12 protein-coding genes are annotated in these 17,542 nt (G+C 71.5%); 5 read left to right on the top strand and 7 right to left on the bottom strand.

Going from position 1 to position 17,542, the window contains the following annotated elements; translation table 11 throughout:
- Position 1: 1 nt before the first annotated feature.
- The 5 genes from N790_RS06005 to N790_RS06025 are packed head-to-tail and all read right to left on the bottom strand — an operon-like array spanning position 2 to position 5,869.
- The gene (locus N790_RS06005) at positions 2 to 1,324 is read right to left on the bottom strand and encodes an acetyl ornithine aminotransferase family protein (RefSeq protein WP_043802058.1); all 1,323 of its coding nucleotides are present in this window, start codon (positions 1,322 to 1,324) and stop codon (positions 2 to 4) included.
- Between the two features lie 30 nt (positions 1,325 to 1,354).
- Entirely contained in the window at positions 1,355 to 2,140 is a 786-nt protein-coding gene (locus N790_RS06010) for a CoA-transferase subunit beta (protein ID WP_043802060.1), read from the bottom strand.
- Entirely contained in the window at positions 2,137 to 2,991 is an 855-nt protein-coding gene (locus N790_RS06015) for a CoA transferase subunit A (protein ID WP_043802062.1), read from the bottom strand. Before N790_RS06015 ends, N790_RS06010 begins: the two co-directional genes overlap by 4 nt.
- Positions 2,988 to 4,556: an aldehyde dehydrogenase family protein gene (locus N790_RS06020; RefSeq protein WP_043802065.1), complete on the bottom strand. Its 1,569-nt coding sequence runs from the start codon at positions 4,554 to 4,556 to the stop codon at positions 2,988 to 2,990. The genes N790_RS06015 and N790_RS06020 overlap by 4 nt, the downstream gene beginning before the upstream one ends.
- A complete protein-coding gene (locus tag N790_RS06025) occupies positions 4,553 to 5,869 on the bottom strand; it encodes an aminotransferase family protein (RefSeq protein WP_043802067.1) in 1,317 nt (438 codons plus the stop codon). Before N790_RS06025 ends, N790_RS06020 begins: the two co-directional genes overlap by 4 nt.
- Before the next feature lie 112 nt (positions 5,870 to 5,981).
- Between N790_RS06025 and N790_RS06030 the strand changes: the two genes are divergently transcribed.
- The 5 genes from N790_RS06030 to N790_RS06050 are packed head-to-tail and all read left to right on the top strand — an operon-like array spanning position 5,982 to position 13,971.
- On the top strand, positions 5,982 to 6,797 hold the full coding sequence (locus tag N790_RS06030) for an IclR family transcriptional regulator domain-containing protein (protein WP_043802071.1): 816 nt from the start codon (positions 5,982 to 5,984) through the stop codon (positions 6,795 to 6,797).
- Positions 6,790 to 7,992, top strand: coding sequence for a 3-oxoadipyl-CoA thiolase (gene pcaF, locus N790_RS06035; protein WP_043802075.1), 1,203 nt, complete (start codon positions 6,790 to 6,792; stop codon positions 7,990 to 7,992). The genes N790_RS06030 and pcaF overlap by 8 nt, the downstream gene beginning before the upstream one ends.
- 13 nt (positions 7,993 to 8,005) lie before the next feature.
- Entirely contained in the window at positions 8,006 to 9,394 is a 1,389-nt protein-coding gene (locus N790_RS06040; protein ID WP_043802076.1) for a M20/M25/M40 family metallo-hydrolase, read from the top strand.
- A gap of 48 nt (positions 9,395 to 9,442) precedes the next feature.
- Complete coding sequence (locus tag N790_RS06045; protein ID WP_245593748.1) at positions 9,443 to 11,488, top strand: tetratricopeptide repeat-containing sulfotransferase family protein; 2,046 nt, start codon at positions 9,443 to 9,445, stop codon at positions 11,486 to 11,488.
- A 50-nt stretch (positions 11,489 to 11,538) separates the two neighbouring features.
- The gene (locus N790_RS06050; RefSeq protein ID WP_211251959.1) at positions 11,539 to 13,971 is read left to right on the top strand and encodes a TonB-dependent receptor; all 2,433 of its coding nucleotides are present in this window, start codon (positions 11,539 to 11,541) and stop codon (positions 13,969 to 13,971) included.
- Between the two features lie 897 nt (positions 13,972 to 14,868).
- On the opposite strand, the gene N790_RS06060 is transcribed toward N790_RS06050, so the two are convergent.
- The gene (locus N790_RS06060) at positions 14,869 to 16,143 is read right to left on the bottom strand and encodes an MHYT domain-containing protein (RefSeq protein WP_084062703.1); all 1,275 of its coding nucleotides are present in this window, start codon (positions 16,141 to 16,143) and stop codon (positions 14,869 to 14,871) included.
- 181 nt (positions 16,144 to 16,324) lie between these two features.
- Positions 16,325 to 17,542, bottom strand: a 1,218-nt coding sequence (locus N790_RS06065; RefSeq protein WP_043802080.1) for an AAA family ATPase, incomplete at its 5' end; no start/stop codon positions are given.

Raw genomic sequence — 17,542 nt, forward strand, 5'->3', positions numbered from 1 at the left:
CTCAGCGTCCCGCCAGCGCCTGGTCGAGGCTGGTTCTCAGCATCGCCATGGCCTCGTCCACCTCCGCCACCGTCACCGTCAGCGGCGGCATGAAGCGCACCGTGCTGGTGCCGCAGGACAGCAGCAGCAGTCCGTTGTGGAAGGCGCGCGTGACCACCGCGTCGCACAGGGCCGCGGCCGGGGTCTTCTTCGCGTCGTCCTCGACCAGCTCCATGCCGATCCACAGGCCCTTGCCGCGCACGTCGCCGATGCAGGGGTAGTCGCGCTGCAGTTCGCGCAGGCGGGCGATGAAGTGCCCGCCCACGCGCGCGGCGTTGTCCACCAGGCCGCCGCGCACCAGGTCGAGCGTGGCATTGGCCGCCGCGCAGGTGACGGGGTTGCCGCCGTAGGTGTTGCCGTGGGCGCCGCGCTTCCACTGCTGCATCAGGCGGCGCTTCGCCACCACCGCGCCGATGGGCAGGCCCGAGCCCAGGCCCTTGGCCAGGCTCATGATGTCGGGCTGCACGCCCCAGTGTTCACTGGCGAACATGCGGCCGGTGCGGCCGATGCCCGACTGCACCTCGTCGAAGATGAGCAGGATGCCGTGTTCGTCGCAGAGCGCGCGCAGGCCGGCCAGGAAGCCGTCGGGCGGCGTCAGGTAGCCGCCTTCGCCCTGCATCGGTTCGATCAGCATGGCCGCCACCTCGCTGGGCGGCACGCTGCGCTGGAACAGCATTCGGATGTACTCCAGCACCGCCTCGCCCTGGTCGTCGCCGGCGAACAGCGGCCGGTACGGGTTCGGGTAAGGCACGTGGGTGACGCCGGCCAGCGTGGTGGCGAAGCCCTTCTGCTGGGTGTACTTGCTGGAGGTGAAGCTCAGCGAGCCCATGGTGCGTCCGTGGAAACCGCCCAGGAAGCCGATGAAACGCGGCCGGCCGGTGACGTAGCGCGCCAGCTTGAGCGCGCCCTCCACCGCTTCGGTGCCGGACTGGCAGATGAAGCTCATGGCCGGTTCGCCCATCGGCGCCACCGCGGCCAGGCGTTCACCCAGGCCCACCATCTCCTCGTGCCAGTAGTCGCTGGAGATGTGCAGGAATTTTTCCGCCGCGCCCTGCACCGCCTTCACCACCGCCGGGTGCGCGTGGCCGGTGGCGCAGACGGCGATGCCGGCCATGAAGTCGAGGAAGCGGTTGCCGTCCACGTCCCAGACTTCGGTGCCACGGCCGTGCGACATCACGAACGGGTAGTCGCGCGGGTAGGACGGCGAAATCACCGCCGCGTCGCGCGCGATCATGGCGCGGGCCTTGGGGCCGGGCAGTTCGGTGTGGATGTGCGGGTGGCTCATGGCGGGTCCTTCGTGAAGTGGCGTGTGCGCTCAGCCCGGCAGCCGCACCGGGCGCCGGTGCGCCTCGGCGGTGCGGGCCTGCAGCTGGCGCAGGGCGGTGAGTTCGGTTTCCGTGGGCGGCGGCAGGCGTTCGAGCGTGTCGGCCACGGCCAGCGGCCAGCCGACGGCGGCTTTCGCTTCGGCGACGTCCACGCCTTCGAACAGCGCCACCAGCTGCAGCTCCTGGCTACCGGGCATGGGCCGCAGCAGGCCGAAGTCGGTGATCACCGCCTGCGGGCCGCCGCCGGGCGCGCCGCTGCGGGCACGCTCGCCGTCGCCGCCGAGGAAGCCGGCGCTGGTGCGGAAGTCGAGCCGTTCCACGAAGCTGCGCGGGCTGGCCTTCATCAGCACGAAGGTCTGGCGCGCGTGCGTGGCGATCTCGGGTGCGCCGCCGGCGCCGGGCAGGCGGGTGGACGGCTGGGCGTAATCGCCGATGACGGTGGAGTTGAGGTTGCCGAAGCGGTCGATCTGCGCCGCGCCCAGGAAACCCACGTCCACCCGGCCACCCTGCAGGTAGAACGCGAACACTTCCGGCAGCGGCACCACGCAGGCGGCGGTGTCGGCCAGTTCGCCGTCGCCGATCGACAGCGGCAGCACGTCGGGACGGGTGCCCAGCGTGCCCGATTCGTACACCAGCACCACGTCGGGCGCGTGCGTCAGCCGCGCCAGGTTGCAGGCGGCGCTGGGCAGGCCGATGCCGACGAAACACACGCAGTCGTCCCACAGCAGCCGCGCCGCGGCCACGGTCATCATTTCGTCGCGGGTCCAGGCGCTCATGCGGCCTTCGCCTTCAGGCGGGCCAGGTAGGCGCCGTGGTCGGGCAGGCCCAGCACGTGCTCGTGCATCCAGGCCTGGAAGGCGGCGCGGTCGCGGGCGATGGCGTCCCAGCGCTGGTAGAAGGCGTTGTCGCGCTCGTAGCAGCCATGCGCGTAGGACGGATAGGCGCCGCCCGGGCAGTGCACCACGGCGCTCACCACCCAGTGCGGCAGCACCACGGCGTTCATGGCCGGCGGCAGTTCGTCCACCACGTCCTCCACGGTGACCACGAGCTTCTTCGCCGCCAGCGCGGCCTCGCGCTGGGCGCCGACGATGCCGTGGATCGAGACATTGCCCTTGCGGTCGGCGCGCTGCGCGTGCAGCACGGTGACGTCCGGGTTGAGGGCCGGCACCGCGGCTAGGCTTTCGCCGGTGAACGGGCATTCGACGCGTCGGATGCGCGGGTTGTTCGCCGGCAGGTCGGTGCCCAGGTAACCACGCAGCAGGCCGAAGGGCAGCTTCGCGGCGCCGGCGGTGTACGCGGCGGCCATGCCGGCGTGGCTGTGTTCGTCGAGCTCCAGCGGCGCCGGCCAGGCGTGTTCCACCGCGTCGCGCAGGCGGTGCAGCGAACCCACGCCCGGGTTGCCGCCCCAGGAAAAGGTGAGCCGGCGCGCGCAGCCCATGCCGATGAGCTGGTCGTACACGAGGTCCGGCGTCATGCGCACCAGGTGCAGGTTGCGCCGGCCCTGGCGGATCAGTTCATGCCCGGCGGCAAACGGGATCAGGTGGGTGAAGCCCTCGAGCGCGACGCAGCTGCCGTCGTGCACGAATTCCGCCATCGCCTCGGCCAGCGACAGCCGCGGCGTCTTCATTCGACCACCGTGCGCGACTGCTCGCGCTGGTACTGCGCCAGGTAATAGAAGGAGGCGATGGCCTTGCCCGTGCTGCCCGAACCCTTCCAGCCGCCGAAGGGCTGGTAGCCCGGCCAGGCGCCGGTGGTGGCGCCCTGCGGCCGGTTGGCGTAGGTGACGCCGGCCTCGATGTTTTCCCAGAAGTAGGCCAGGTCGGCGTCACTGCCGTAGCAGCCGGCGGTGAGGCCCAGCGGCGAATCATTGGCCAGTTGCACGGCCTGGCCGAGGTCCTGCACGCGGTGCAGCATCAGGATGGGCAGGAACATTTCGTCGCGGAACAGCGGGTGCGTCTGCGGCGCCTCGGCCAGCGTGGGCTGCACGTAGAAGCCGTGGGCCAGTTCGCCCTCGTTGAGCCGCTCACCGCCGGCCAGCACGCGGCCGCCGTCGCGGGTGATGGCCGCCACGCAGCGGGCGAAGTTGTCGTAGGCGCGGCGGGTGGTGACCGGGCCCAGCCAGTGTTCCTGGCGGCGCGGGTCGCCGAGCGGGATGGCCGCCATCTTTTCCTTCAGCTTCTGCACCAGCGCGTCGGCCACCGCTTCGTCCACGTACAGGCGCGAGAGCGCCGAGCACTTCTGCCCGCCCATGCCGAAGGCCGAGCGCACGATGCCGGTGGCGGCGCGCTCGAGGTCGGCGTTGGCGGTGACGATGCAGGCGTTCTTGCCACCCATCTCGGTGATGCAGGGCCGCGGCCAGGGGCCGTTGGCCAGGCTGCGGTAGATGCGCATGCCCACGTCGAAGGAGCCGGTGAAGGTGATGCCGGCGGTGCGCGGGTGGTGCACCAGGGCCTGGCCCACCTCGTTGCCGCTGCCGTTGAGGAAGTGGAACACGCCGCGCGGGAAGCCGGCGTCGCGCAGGCAGTCGGCCAGCAGCCGGCCCGCCCAGGGGGTTTCGCTGGCGCTCTTGAACACCACGGTGTTGCCGGTCACCAGCGCCGCGGCCACCGGGCCGCCGGCCAGCGCGAACGGGAAGTTGAAGGGCGCGATCACCACCCAGGCCCCATGCGGCCGCAGCACGCTGCGGTTGTGCGACGTCCAGCCTTCGAGCGGGTCGTCGGGCAGCGGGATGTCGAAGCCGTTCTTTTCCTCGAACTCCTCGGCGTACAGGCGGAAGAAGTCGGCGGTTTCCTGCACTTCGCCCAGCGCTTCCATGCGGTTCTTGCCCACTTCCAGCGTGAGCGCCGCGGCGATGAGGTACACACGCTCCTCGATCAGCGCGGCCACGCGCTTGAGCAGGCGAACGCGTTCGGGCCAGGGCGTGGCGCGCCAGGCCGGGAAGGCGGCGTGCGCGGCTTCCACCGCCTGCCGCGCCTGGTTGGCGCTGGCCACGGCGAAATGGCCCAGCACGCGGCGCTGGTCGATGGGGCTGCGGCGCTCGTCTTCCTCGACGCCGGCAACGTCCTCGCCGTTGAGGTGCAGGCGGTGGCGAGCGCCCAAGGCCTGTTCCACCCCGCGCAACGCCTCGTCGAAGCGGGCGTGCATTTCCGCCGGCGGGTTGAACATGGTGGCGTAGGTCAGCTTGAAGCTCATGCGGCGTCCATTTCGCCCAGCAGGCGGTCCAGCAGGCCGAGGGCGTCGGCCAGGTCGTTTTCTTCGATCACCAGCGGCGGCGCCAGGATCACCAGGTTGCCGCGCACGGCGAAGGAGACGCCGGCCTCGCGCGCCTTCGCCACCAGCGCGCGCAGGCCCGACGGCAGCTGCGGCCAGGGCGCCAGCGGCGTGCGCGTGGCGCGGTCGGATACGAGCTCCAGCACCGCGAACAGGCCGTGGCCGCCGCGCACGTCGCCGATGACGGCGTGGCGCGCCTGCATTGCTTTGAGCGTGGCAAACATCTGCCCGCCCAGCCGGCGCGAGCGCTCGATCAGCCCCTCGTCCTCGTAGGCCTGCAGCGCGGCCAGGCCGGCGGCGCAGCACAGTGGGTGGCCGGCGTAGGTGAGGCCGGTCTGCAGCTGCTGCGGTTCGATCACGGCGGCCACCTCGGGCGACAGCAGCACCGCGCCCAGCGGCAGGTGCGCGCCGGTCAGGCCCTTGGCCACGGTCATCAGGTCGGGGCGGCCTGCCGCGCCGAAACGCTGCCATGCGAACCACTCGCCGCAGCGGCCGAAGCCCGACATCACCTCGTCGGCGATAAGCAGCACGCCGCTGTCGCGGGTCAGCGAACGCAGGCGCGGCCAGTAAGTATCCGGCGCGACGACGCCGTTGGTGCCGGCATTGGTTTCCACCAGCACGGCGGCCACGGTATCGGCGCCGTGCGATTCGATCTGCCGGCCGATGGCCTCGGCCGCGCGTTCGCCGCAGCTGGCGTCGTCGCGGCTGCCGAAGGGGCAGCGGTAGGCGTAGGGCGCCGGCACGTGCAGCACCTGGAAGGCGGCGGGATCCACCTGGCGGCGGGTGCGCTCGTCGTCCGACAGCGCCATGGTGGCGTAGCTGGCGCCGTGGTAGCTGCGCTCGCGGGTGATCACCAGGCCCTGCGGCAGGTCGCGGGCCTGGCGCGCGAACTTCACCGCGTGTTCGTTGGCGTCGGCGCCGCCCAGCGTGAAATAGACGCGGCCGCCTTCGAAGCCGGCCTTTTCCAGCAGGCGCTCGGCCAGCGCGCGGCGGGGTTCGGCGCCCCAGCCGTTGGTGACGAAACACAGGCGTTCGGCCTGGTCGCGAATGGCGCGCACCACGGCCGGGTGCTGGTGGCCCAGGTTGCTGCATTCGGCCAGGCTGGACATGTCCAGCAGCTCGCGGCCGTCCTCGAGCACCAGCCGGGCGCCGCGGCCGCCGACCACGGTGGGCGCGTCCCACATCGCGGGCACGCACCAGGTGTGCAGGACGCTGTCGCGCTCGCGGCTGTGCAACGCGGATCTCCCCTGGCGGCCCGAAATGTTCGATAATCGAACATCAATTCGTATTGCGAACTCATTGGAATCCTCCTAGGCTCGGCCTGTCAACACCAGCCCAAGGGCCCCGATGGCCGACGAACCGTTCGAGGACAGCGCCGACTACGTGCAGTCGCTGGCACGCGGCCTGAGCGTGCTGCGCGCCTTCAGCCGCGACCTGCCCACGCCCAGCCTGTCCGACGTGGCCACCCGCACCGGCCTGTCGCGCGCGGTGGTGCGCCGCAGCCTGATGACGCTGCAGCACCTGGGCTACGTGGGCCAGCGCGGCCGGCAGTTTTTCCTCACCCCGCGGGTGCTGGAGCTGGGCTACAGCTACCTGTCCTCGCTCGACCTCACCGAGCTGGCGCAGCAGGCCATGGAGCAGATGGCGCAGCGCGTGGGCGAATCCTGCTCAATGGCCGTGCTCGACGGCGGCGACATCGTGTACGTGCTGCGCGTGCCGGTGAAGCGCGTGATGAGCATCGCCCTGGGCGTGGGCGCGCGGCTGCCGGCCGCCGCCACCTCGATGGGCCGCGTGATGCTGGCCGCGCTCGACCCCGCCGAACTCGACGCCTGGCTGGAGCAACACCCTCCCAGCGCCCACACCGCGCACACGCTCACCGAGGCGCGCGCGCTCAAGGCCGAACTCAAGCGCGTGCGCGAGCAGGGTTACGCGCTCACCGCGCAGGAGCTGGAGCTGGGCCTGTGTTCGATCGCCCTGCCCGTGCGCACCGCCGACGGCCGCGTGGTGGCGGGCCTGAACGTGGGCATGCCCTACCGCCCGGATTCGAAGAAGCGCGCGGTCGAGGAAATCCTGCCGATCCTGCACGAGACCCAGATGACCATCGAACGCGCCATCCGCCAGGGCGGCTGGCTGCCGGCGCTGCAGGGGCACGGCCGTGGCTGAGGTGTTCCTGGTCGACGCCACCCGCACGCCCTTCGGCCGCTACGGCGGCGCGCTGGCCACGGTGCGCGCCGACGACCTGGCCGCGATGCCCATCGCGGCCCTGATGGCGCGGCACCCGTCGCTCGACTGGGCGGCGCTGGACGAGGTGATGCTGGGCTGCGCCAACCAGTCGGGCGAAGACAACCGCAACGTCGCGCGCATGGCCACGCTGCTGGCCGGCCTGCCGGTGTCGGTGCCGGCGGTGACGGTGAACCGGCTCTGCGCCTCGGGCCTGGAGGCCATCGCCCAGGCCACCCGCGCCATTGCCGTGGGCGACGCCGACCTGGTGCTGGCCGGCGGCGTGGAAAGCATGAGCCGCGCGCCCTACGTGATGGCCAAGGCCGGCGCCGCCTTCGGCCGCGAGCAGCAGCTGCAGGACACCACGCTGGGCTGGCGCTTCGTGAACCCGGCCTTCGAGGCGCGTTACGGCGTGGACCCGATGAGCCAGACCGCCGAAAACCTGGCGCGCGAACACGGCGTCAGCCGCGAACGCCAGGACGGCTTCGCCTGGCGCAGCCAGCAGCGCGCCGCGCACGCGCAGCGCGAAGCTTGGCTGGCCGAAGAGATTTCCCCGATCGTGGCGGGCCAGGGAAGGCGCGCCGCGACCGTTTCTTCCGACGAACACCTGCGCCCCGACACCACGCCCGACGCCCTGGCGGCGCTGCCGCCGCTGCTCGGCCCGGACACCACCATCACCGCCGGCAATGCCTCCGGCCTGAACGACGGCGCCGCCGCGGTACTGCTGGCGTCGGGCGATGCAGTGGCGCGGCACGGCCTGCAGCCACTGGCGCGCGTGCTGGGCCAGGCCGCGGCCGGCGTCGAACCGCGGGTGATGGGCATCGGCCCGGTGCCGGCCATTAACCGCCTGCTGCCGCGCCTCGGGCTCACGCTGGACGACTTCGACCGCATCGAAATCAACGAAGCCTTCGCCGCCCAGGTGCTGGCCTGCGCCCAGGCCCTGGGCCTGCCCGACGACAGCCCGCGGCTCAACGGCAACGGCGGCGCCATCGCCCTGGGCCACCCGCTGGGTGCCAGCGGCGCGCGCCTGGCCATGACCGCTGCCTTCGCACTGCGCCGCCACGGCCAGCGCCGCGCCCTGGTCAGCCTGTGCGTGGGCGTGGGCCAGGGCCTCGCGCTTGCGCTCGAACGCCCCTGACCCGGTACGCCGCATGACACCCCGCCCCGCCCTGCTCGCCCTGGCCCTGCTGCTCGCGACCACGGCGGGCGCCACGCCGCCGCAGGCGCCGGAGCACGAACGCGCGCGCGGCCGCGAGCTGCTGCGCCTGCTCATCGGAACCGACACCACCCCGCGCGCCGGCACCACCGCCGCCGCGGAAAAGCTGGCGGCGCGTTTCCTCGCCGAAGGTTTCCCGCGCGAAGACGTGCTGCTACTCGGCGACGACCCGCTGCGGAAAAACCTGGTGGTGCGCCTGCGCGGCCGCGGCGAACGCAAGCCAGTGCTGCTGATGGCGCACCTGGACGTGGTGGAAGCCCGCCGCGAGGACTGGACGCTCGACCCGTTCGCGCTCACCGAACGCGAGGGCTGGCTGTACGGCCGCGGCACCATGGACATCAAGGGCGGCGCCGCCGGCGCGGCCGCCACGCTCATGCGCCTGCGCGCCGAAGGCCGCGTGCCGCGCGGCGACTTCCTGCTGCTGCTCACCGCCGGCGAAGAAGACGGCGTGGCCAACGGCATCCAGTGGCTGCTGGAAAACCGCCCCGACCTGCTCGACGCCGCCTACGCCATCAACTTCGACGGCGGCGGCCCCGAGGTGCGCGGCGGCCAGCCGGCGGTGCTGCCGGTGCAGACCGCCGAGAAGGTCTACCTGAGCTACACCCTGGAAGTGCGCAACCCCGGCGGCCACAGCTCGGTGCCCACGCCCGACAACGCCATCCACCGGCTGGCGAAAGGCCTGACCGGCCTGGCCGCCTTCGAATTCCCCCTGCGCACCAACTCCGCTACCCGCGGCCATTACGCGCGCCTGTCGAAACTGGAAACCGGCGCCACCGCCGCCGACATGGCCGCCGCCGCCCGCCTGCCCCAGGACGAAGCCGCCCTGCGCCGCCTGGCCGCCCGCTCGGCCTACGACAACGCCCAGTTGCGCACCACCTGCACCCCCACCCTGCTCGAGGGTGGCCACGCCGAAAACGCCCTGCCCCAACTGGCCCGGGCCACGGTGAACTGCCGGATGCTGCCCGACGAAGATCCCGCCCGGGTGGATCGCTGGCTGGCCGCCGCCGTGGCCGACCCGGGCATCACGATCCGCCGGGTGGCCGAACCCACGCCCAGCCCACCCTCGCCGGTGGACGAGGCCCTGTTCCGGGCCATCCGCGACGCCGCCACCCCGCTCTGGGGCCCGATCCCGGTGGCGCCCTACATGTCGGCCGGCGCCACCGACAGCCTGTTCCTGCGCGCCGCCGGCCTGCCGGTGTACGTGTTCAACGGCATCCCCTACGACGTGGACGACGACCGCTCGCACGGCCAGGACGAGCGCATCGGCGCCGCCGCCTACGACCAGTCGCTGGAATTCACCCACCGGCTGCTGGGGGGGCTATGAGGGACTATCCCGCGGCCCGCGACAACGTTAGATTCGGGTGAAGACCCCATGACCCCGGGAACCGCCAGCATCGCCATGGCCACCGCCGAGCCCACCGCAGGTTTGGACGAGGCGCTCGCGCACGCCACCCGGCTGCTTGAAACCCAGCCCGCGCTTGCCGGCGAACAGGCACGCGAAATCATCACGGCCGTCGGCGAACACCCGATGGCCGTTTTGATTCTGGCGGTCTCGCACCGCCTGCAGGGCCAGCTGCCGCCCGCGCTCGAAGCGCTGCGGCCGCTGGTGGCCAGCCAGCCGAACTGGGCCCTGGCGCATTACGAACTGGGCATCGCGCTCGGCCTGGCCGGCGACACGGCCGGCGCCATCGCCGCCCTGCGCCGCGCCGTGTGGCTCAAGCCTGGCCTGCCGCAGGCCTGGCGCGCACTGGGCGACCAGCTCGCCGCCGCCGGCGAACTCGACGCGGCCGACGAGGCCTACGCCAGCCACGTGCGCTTCTCCACCCGCGACCCGCGCCTGCTGGCCGCCGCTTCGGCGCTGCACGCCAACGAACTGCCCAGGGCCGAAGCGCTGCTGCGCGAACACCTGGCCGCCGCGCCCACCGACGTGGCCGCCCTGCGCATGATGGCCGAGCTGGCCGCGCGCATCGGCCGCCAGGAAGACGCCGAGCGCCTGCTCGAACGCTGCCTGGAACTCGCGCCCGGCTTCCTGGCCGCGCGCCAGAACTACGCCCTGGTCCTGCACCGCGGCAACAAGCCACGCGAGGCGCTGGCGCAAATAGACACCCTGCTCGCCACCGACCCGCGCAACCCGAACTACCGCAACCTCAAGGCCGTGGTGCTGTGCCGCACCGGCGACTACGAGCAGGCCATCGCGCTCTACGACGGCATCCTGCACGAGCACCCGGGCCAGTCGAAGATCTGGCTCAGCCAGGGCCACGCGCTCAAGACCGCCGGCCACACCGAGCGCGCCATCGCCGCCTACCGCCGCAGCCTGGCGGTGGACCCGTCCTGCGGCGAAGTCTGGTGGAGCCTGGCCAACCTCAAGACCTTCAAATTCAGCGACGAGGACGTGGCCGCCATGCAGGCCCAGCTCGCGCGACCGGGCCTGTCGCCCGAAGACGTGCAGCACCTGCACTTCGCGCTGGGCAAGGCGCTGGAAGACCGCGCCGACTACGCCGCCTCCTTCGGCCACTACGACCAGGGCAACACGCTGCGCCGCGCCCAGCTGCACTACTCGGCCGACGACACCACGGCGCGGGTGGAGAAGATCGAACGCACCTACACGCCGGCCTTCTTCGCCGCGCGTGCCGGCGCCGGGGCGGCCGCGCCCGACCCCATCTTCGTGCTGGGCCTGCCGCGCGCCGGTTCCACCCTGGTCGAGCAGATCCTCTCCAGCCACTCGGCGGTGGAAGGCACCATGGAGCTGCCCGAGGTGATCTCGATCACCCGCGAGCTGCGCAAGCTCGGCGACGCCGGCCAGTCCCTGCCCTACCACGACGTGCTGGCCTCGCTCGACCCGGCCCGCCTGCGCGAACTGGGCGAACAGTACCTCGAGCACACCCGCATCCAGCGCAAGACCGGCGCGCCGTTCTTCATCGACAAGATGCCGAACAACTTCATGCACATCGGGCTCATCCACCTGATGCTGCCGAACGCGCGCATCATCGACGCCCGCCGGCACCCGCTGGCCTGCTGCTTCTCGGGCTTCAAGCAGCATTTCGCCCGCGGCCAGGCCTTCACCTATTCGCTGGCCGACATCGGCCGCTACTACGCCGACTACGTGCGGCTGATGGCGCACTACGACGCCGTGCTGCCGGGCCGGGTGCACCGCGTGTTCTACGAATCCATGGTGGACGACACCGAAACCGAGGTGCGGCGCCTGCTCGACTACTGCGGCCTGCCCTTCGAGGACGGCTGCCTGCGCTTCTTCGAGAACAAGCGCCCCGTGCGCACCGCCAGCTCCGAGCAGGTGCGCCAGCCCATCTACCGCGACGGCGTCGACCACTGGCGCCACTTCGAGCCCTGGCTCGAGCCGCTCAAGGACGCCCTGGGCCCCGTGCTCACGGCCTACCCGGACGTACCGAATTTCCGCTGACGCAACACCACGCAACACCCACACCAACAGAGCAAGCCGAGGGGAAGGAAATGAGCAAGCAAACAAGCAAGCGGCGGGGCGCGGGGACGGCGCGTTCGCTGTCGCGCGCCTCGCTGGCGGCCGCGATCTACCTGGCGATCGGCTCCGCCGCGTTCGCCCAGGAAGCCGCGCCGGAAGCCGAGCAGCAGGCCGTGACGCTCGACGAGGTCACGGTGACCGCGCAAAAGCGCACCGAAAACCTGCAGAAGGTGCCGATCAGCCTGCAGGTGCTGGACTCCCAGCGCCTTGACGACCTGAACGTCACCAACTTCGAGGACTACGTCAAATACCTGCCCTCGGTCTCCTACCAGACCTTCGGCCCCGGCTTCGCGCAGATCTACATGCGCGGCGTGGCCTCGGGCGGCGACGGCAACCACTCCGGCTCGCTGCCGAGCGTGGGCGTCTACCTCGACGAGCAGCCGATCACCACCATCCAGGGCCCGCTCGACATCCACATCTACGACGTCGAGCGCGTCGAGGCGCTGGCCGGCCCGCAGGGCACGCTGTACGGCGCCAGCTCGCAGGCGGGCACGCTGCGCATCATCACCAACAAGGCCGACCCGAGCGGCTTCGAGGCCGGCTACACCGTGGGCCTCGATTCCACCAGCAACGGCGGCATGGGCCACGTGGCCGAGGGCTTCGTGAACCTGCCGATGGGCGACAACGCCGCCATCCGCCTGGTGGGCTGGAAGGAGAAGGAGGCCGGCTACATCGACAACGTTTCCGGCAGCCGCACCTACCCGTCCTGGGACGCCGACTCGGGCGGCAACGGCACCGAGTTCAACGACGACCTGGCCGGGAAGGACTACAACGACATCGACACGATGGGCGCGCGCATCGGCGCGGTCATCAACCTGGGTGACAACTGGACCATCAGCCCCACCGTGATGCACCAGCGCACCGAGGCCGGCGGCTTCTTCGCCTTCGACCCGGTGGTGGGCGACCTCGAGGTCACCCACTTCAACCCCGAATATTCGGACGACCAGTGGACCCAGGCCGCGCTGACCATCGAGGGCAAGATCGGCAACTTCGACGTCACCTACGCCTTCGCCCACCTCGACCGCGACGTGGACGGCGCCTCGGACTACAGCGACTACGCCTTCTGGTACGACACCCTGGCGGGCTACGGCGCCTACTTCTACGACAACGACGGCAACCTGGTGAACCCGTCGCAGTACATCCAGTTCCGCGACCAGTACAAGAAGGCCAGCCACGAGATCCGCATTTCCTCGCCGCAGGAAAATCGCGTGCGCTTCGTCGGCGGCTTCTTCTTCCAGAAGCAGGACCATGACATCCAGCAGGACTACCGCATCGACGGCATCGCCGACTTCCTGCACGTCACCGGCTGGCCGAACACCATCTGGCTGACCAAGCAGTTCCGCGAGGACGACGACCAGGCGGTGTTCGGCGAAGTGAGCTTCGACTTCACCGACCGCCTGACCGGCACCCTGGGCGCGCGCCACTTCCAGGCCGACAACAGCCTCAAGGGCTTCTTCGGCTACAGCGCGGGCTACAGCAGCGGCACCGGCGAGGCGGCCTGCTTCGACCAGACCGACTTCAACGGCGCGCCCTGCGTGAACCTGGACAAGAAGGTGGACGAGTCGGGCACCATCGGCAAGGCGAACCTGACCTTCCAGGTGGACGACACCAAGATGGTCTACGTCACCTGGTCGGAAGGCTTCCGCCCCGGCGGCATCAACCGCCGCGGCACGCTGCCGCCCTACCTGTCGGACTACCTGACCAACTTCGAGATCGGCTGGAAGACCACCTGGGCCGACAACCGCCTCTCGTTCAACGGCTCGGTGTTCCGCCAGGATTGGGAGGACTTCCAGTTCTCGATCCTGGGCGCGAACGGCCTGACGGAAATCAAGAACGCCAACCAGGCGCAGATCGACGGCATGGAGCTGGAGCTCAACTGGGCGGCCAGCTACAACCTGAGCATCGGCGGCGGCGTGGCCTTCTACGACGCCAAGCTGACCGACAACTACTGCGGCTTCACCGACGCCGAGGGCAACCCGGTGACGGACTGCGCCGACCCGGAGGCGCCGAGCGGCACGCAGCTGCCGGTGACGCCGAAGTTCAAGGGCAACCTGATCGCGCGCTACTCGTTCGACCTGGCCGGCGGCGAAGCCTACTGGCAGGCGGCGCTGTCGCACGTGGGCGAGCGCAAGTCGGACCTGCGCCTGCTCGAGCGCAGCATCCTGGGCGACCTGGGTGCCTACACCACCGCCGACTTCTCGGCGGGCTTCCGCAAGAACGACTGGTCGGTGGACCTGTACGTGTCGAACCTGTTCGACGAGCGCGCCGAGATCTTCAAGTTCACGGCCTGCGGCGAGACGGTGTGCGGCGCGTCGGGCGTGGATCCGGTGTACACGGACGGCCAGGTGTACACGGCCACCATCCGCCCGCGCACCGTGGGCATCCGCTTCTCGCAGTCGTTCTGAGGCGAGTGGCAGGGGCGGGCCTTCGGGCCTGCCCTGCTTCCAGGACCCCGGCTACGGCCGGGGTCTTTTTTTGGTTCTTCTCCCAAGTCCGGGATGGCCTGGGCGGTTTTTCGCTGACCACCGACGTGGCGCCGGCCCCACCGCGAAGGCGAGGGTCGATTCCCGCTCAGGGAGCCTCTTATTTCGCGGGAATCGACCCTCGCCTTCACGGCGCGTCCGGACCGGGGCACCTGGTTGGCTGGACGAAAGGCCCGTGGCTGTCCGCTCCGATGCTTGCGCGTCACGCTCGGGGGCCAAGGCGGCCTATTTTTCTTGCGGATCAGGCTGGGCTAAGTCGGCTGGGGCGCGAACCACTGCGCGACCTATCGTTCGCGTCCCTTCGGACGCGGGGTGTGGCGGCTTCGCCAGCGTGGAAGATGGCCAGTACGAACCTGCGCGCCGCCCGGCGGCGGGTGTGGGTTCGGGGCGGGCATACCGGGACATCCGGCATTCGATCCGACTTGTCGGGCTTGGCGAAGAGCCCTTCGCCTCAGTCCCGCACCCGCCGCCAGGCGGCGAGGACTCGCACGCTGGCCACCTTCCACGCTGGCCCCGCCGCTGCATCAAGTGTCCGAAGGGACACGCAGGCGTACACGGGGTGTCGAACAGGGACCGGAACCATTCAACCGAACGCGCTCCGCGAGAGGAATGCAGCAGGCCTGCCAAGCCAGCACACGCGCAAGCAGCGAAGCCCGCTTCCACCCGCCCTTCGATCAGCGCTCCGTGCCGCCGCGTACCGGACGCGCCGTGGGAGTGCAGGTCTCTTCCTGCGAAATATAGGCTTCACTGAGCAGGAAGAGACCTGCACTCCCGCGGCGTGGCCGGCGCCATGTCGCCGACCACGCGAGCCATTGATGTTCAGGCCGCGGACTCGCGGGCCGGGCCGCTGCCGGCGCGGAAACCCTGCAGCTGCGACAGCACCAGCGAATCCGGGGCGTCGAGGGTGCCGTCGTCGCGGTCCGGGGCGCTGCGGGCGGCGGCGCGCAGCATCAGGGCCTGGGCGTTGTCGCCGTCGGCGGGCGATTCGGCGGTGCCGAACAGCACCTGCAGGCCGCGCGCGGCGAGCGCGTCGGTGGCCTTGCGCCAGCCCGGCAGCAGCCGGCGCGCCACCTCGGCGGCCGACAGGCGCGGTACCAGCACCATCAGCTGGTCGGGCGAGGTGCGGGCAAGGGTGTAGCCCTGCGACTGCAGCGGCGCCAGCACCGCGGCCACCTCGGCCACGCGCTCGCGGGCTTCGTTGCCGGCGGCGTCGAGCACGCGCACGCTCACCAGCGCCAGGCGCGGATCGGCGCGCAGGGCTTCGACCACGAACTGGCCGAAACGCGGGCGGTTCACCAGGCCGGTTTCGCGGTCCATGAAGGCCAGCTGGTTCAGGCGCTCGCTTTCGGCGCGGGCCTGGCGCTTGGCCTGCAGCACGGCGCGGGCGTCGGAAACGGTGAAGAAGAGCGCGAAGCCCAGGCCCAGCAGGCTGGCCAGCACCGTCGGCGTGGCGATGGCGTTGCCGTCGAGCACGTTGCCCGGCGCGCAGAAGGCGTTCGGGTCGAACTGCACCGCGGCCATGCCCGAGTAGTGCATGCCGGCCACGGCCAGGCCCATGATGGCCGCGGCGCCGGCGCGAAGGCCGACATCGCGCCAGGAGCGCACCGTGCGCAGCGCCGCCACGATCACCAGCGCGGCCGCCGAGGCGCCCACCGCGATCAGCACCGAAATGGCGAACCACAGCGGGTCGTAGCCCAGGCCCGGGTCCATGCGCATGGCGCCCATGCCGGCGTAATGCATCACACAGATGCCCGCGCCCATGGCCAGCGCGCCCAGCGTCACCGTGCCCACCGACAGCGCGCGCCGGCTGATCAGGAACAACGCCAGCGCCGACACGGCCACCGCCGCCAGCCACGAGAACACCGTGATGCCCAGGTCGTAGCTCACCGGGATGGGCAGCGTGAAGGCCGCCATGCCCACGAAGTGCATGGCCCAGATGCCGCTGCCCATGGCCAGCGCGCCCGAGACCAGCCAGCGCAGCCACTGCTCCTTGCGCTCGAAGATGCGGCCGGCGAACTCGATGGCCACGTAGGCGGCCAGGGCCGCGATGCCGATGGACAATGCCACCAGGGTTGGATCGTAAGTGCCTTGCATGTCGGACGCCCCCGTTCGATTGAGGGCGCGACCTTGGCCATCGGCGCATCAAGGCGCGGTGACAGCCCGGCGCGCGCCGTGAAGGGCGCGTGTGGCCCCGCCGGGCAAAGCGCGTCGCAGCGGGCTCGTGCCGGGAACGCGGAAACGCATCGTCCTGTCCGCGACAACGCATGGCGCGGGATCAGCCCGCGGGCGCGTCGTCCATCCGGGCGGCGAGGCGCGGCCCGAGGCCACCGGCGCGGGTCATCCTCCGCGACAAGGCGGCGAGCGTGCTGGCCGCCGGCGCCCACAGCTCGACCGAGCGCTTGGCGCGCGACAGGCCGGTGTAGAGCAGCTGGCGCGAAAGGATGCGGTGCTCGGGGTCGGGCGGCAGCATCACCGCCACGTGACCGTACTCGCTGCCCTGGGCCTTGTGGATGGTGATGGCGAAGGCCGGCGCGTGCGCCGGTAGCGCGGCCGGCGGCAGCGCGCGCACGCCCTCGCCGCCGGCCGCGGCGAACCACACGCGCAGGCGGGCGTCGGCGTCGCGCAGGCACAGGCCCACGTCGCCGTTGAACAGGCGTGCGCCGTAGTCGTTGCGCGTCACCATCACCACGCGGCCCGGGTACCAGGCGGCGTCGGCCGGCACGCCCCAAGCCTGGCGCAGTCGGCGCTCGATGACCTCGTTGGCGGCTTCGGCGCCAAACGGGCCGTCGCGCAGCGCGCACAGCAGCTGGCGCCCGGAGAGCGAATTAAGGGCCTGCGTGGCGGCCTTCGCGGCGGCATCCGGGGCCTCGGGCAGCGGCGGCGGCGGGCCGTCGGCAGACAGCGACTGGCTCCAGTCGCGCAGGCGTCGCGCGAGTGCGGCGGCGTCTTCCACCGCGTGCGCCTTCGCCACGCCTTCGGAGCCGGCCAGCGCGGCCTCGAACGCGGCCGGATCGCCGATGCGCACGGCTTCGTTGAGGCGCACCAGCGGCGCGACGGAGCGGAAGCTGTGGCGAAGGCGGACCAGCGCGGGCGCATCACGGGCCTCGAGCACGGCGACCAGGTCCATCAGCACCGAGCCGGCGCCAACCGGGTCGAGCTGGTCGGCGTCGCCCACCAGCACCAGGATGGCGCCGGGGCGCAGCGCGGCCAGCAGCGCGCGCAACTGGTGCAGGTCGAGCATCGAGGCTTCGTCCACCACCACCACGCCGGCGGCGACGGGATCCTCGGGGCCCCGCGCGTAGCGATTGCGGCTGGGCGACCAGCCCAGCAGGCGGTGCACGGTGAGGGCGTTGGCGATGGGCAGGGCGTCGAGGTGCTGCGCCCAGGCCGGCGGCAGCACGCCGCGCAGGCGCTCGCCCTCGTCGCGCAGCGACTGCACCAGGCGCTGCGCGGCCTTGCCGGTGGGCGCGGCCACGGCGATGCCGCCGCGGGC

This window comes from Arenimonas malthae CC-JY-1, from assembly GCF_000747075.1.
GTDB lineage: Bacteria > Pseudomonadota > Gammaproteobacteria > Xanthomonadales > Xanthomonadaceae > Arenimonas > Arenimonas malthae.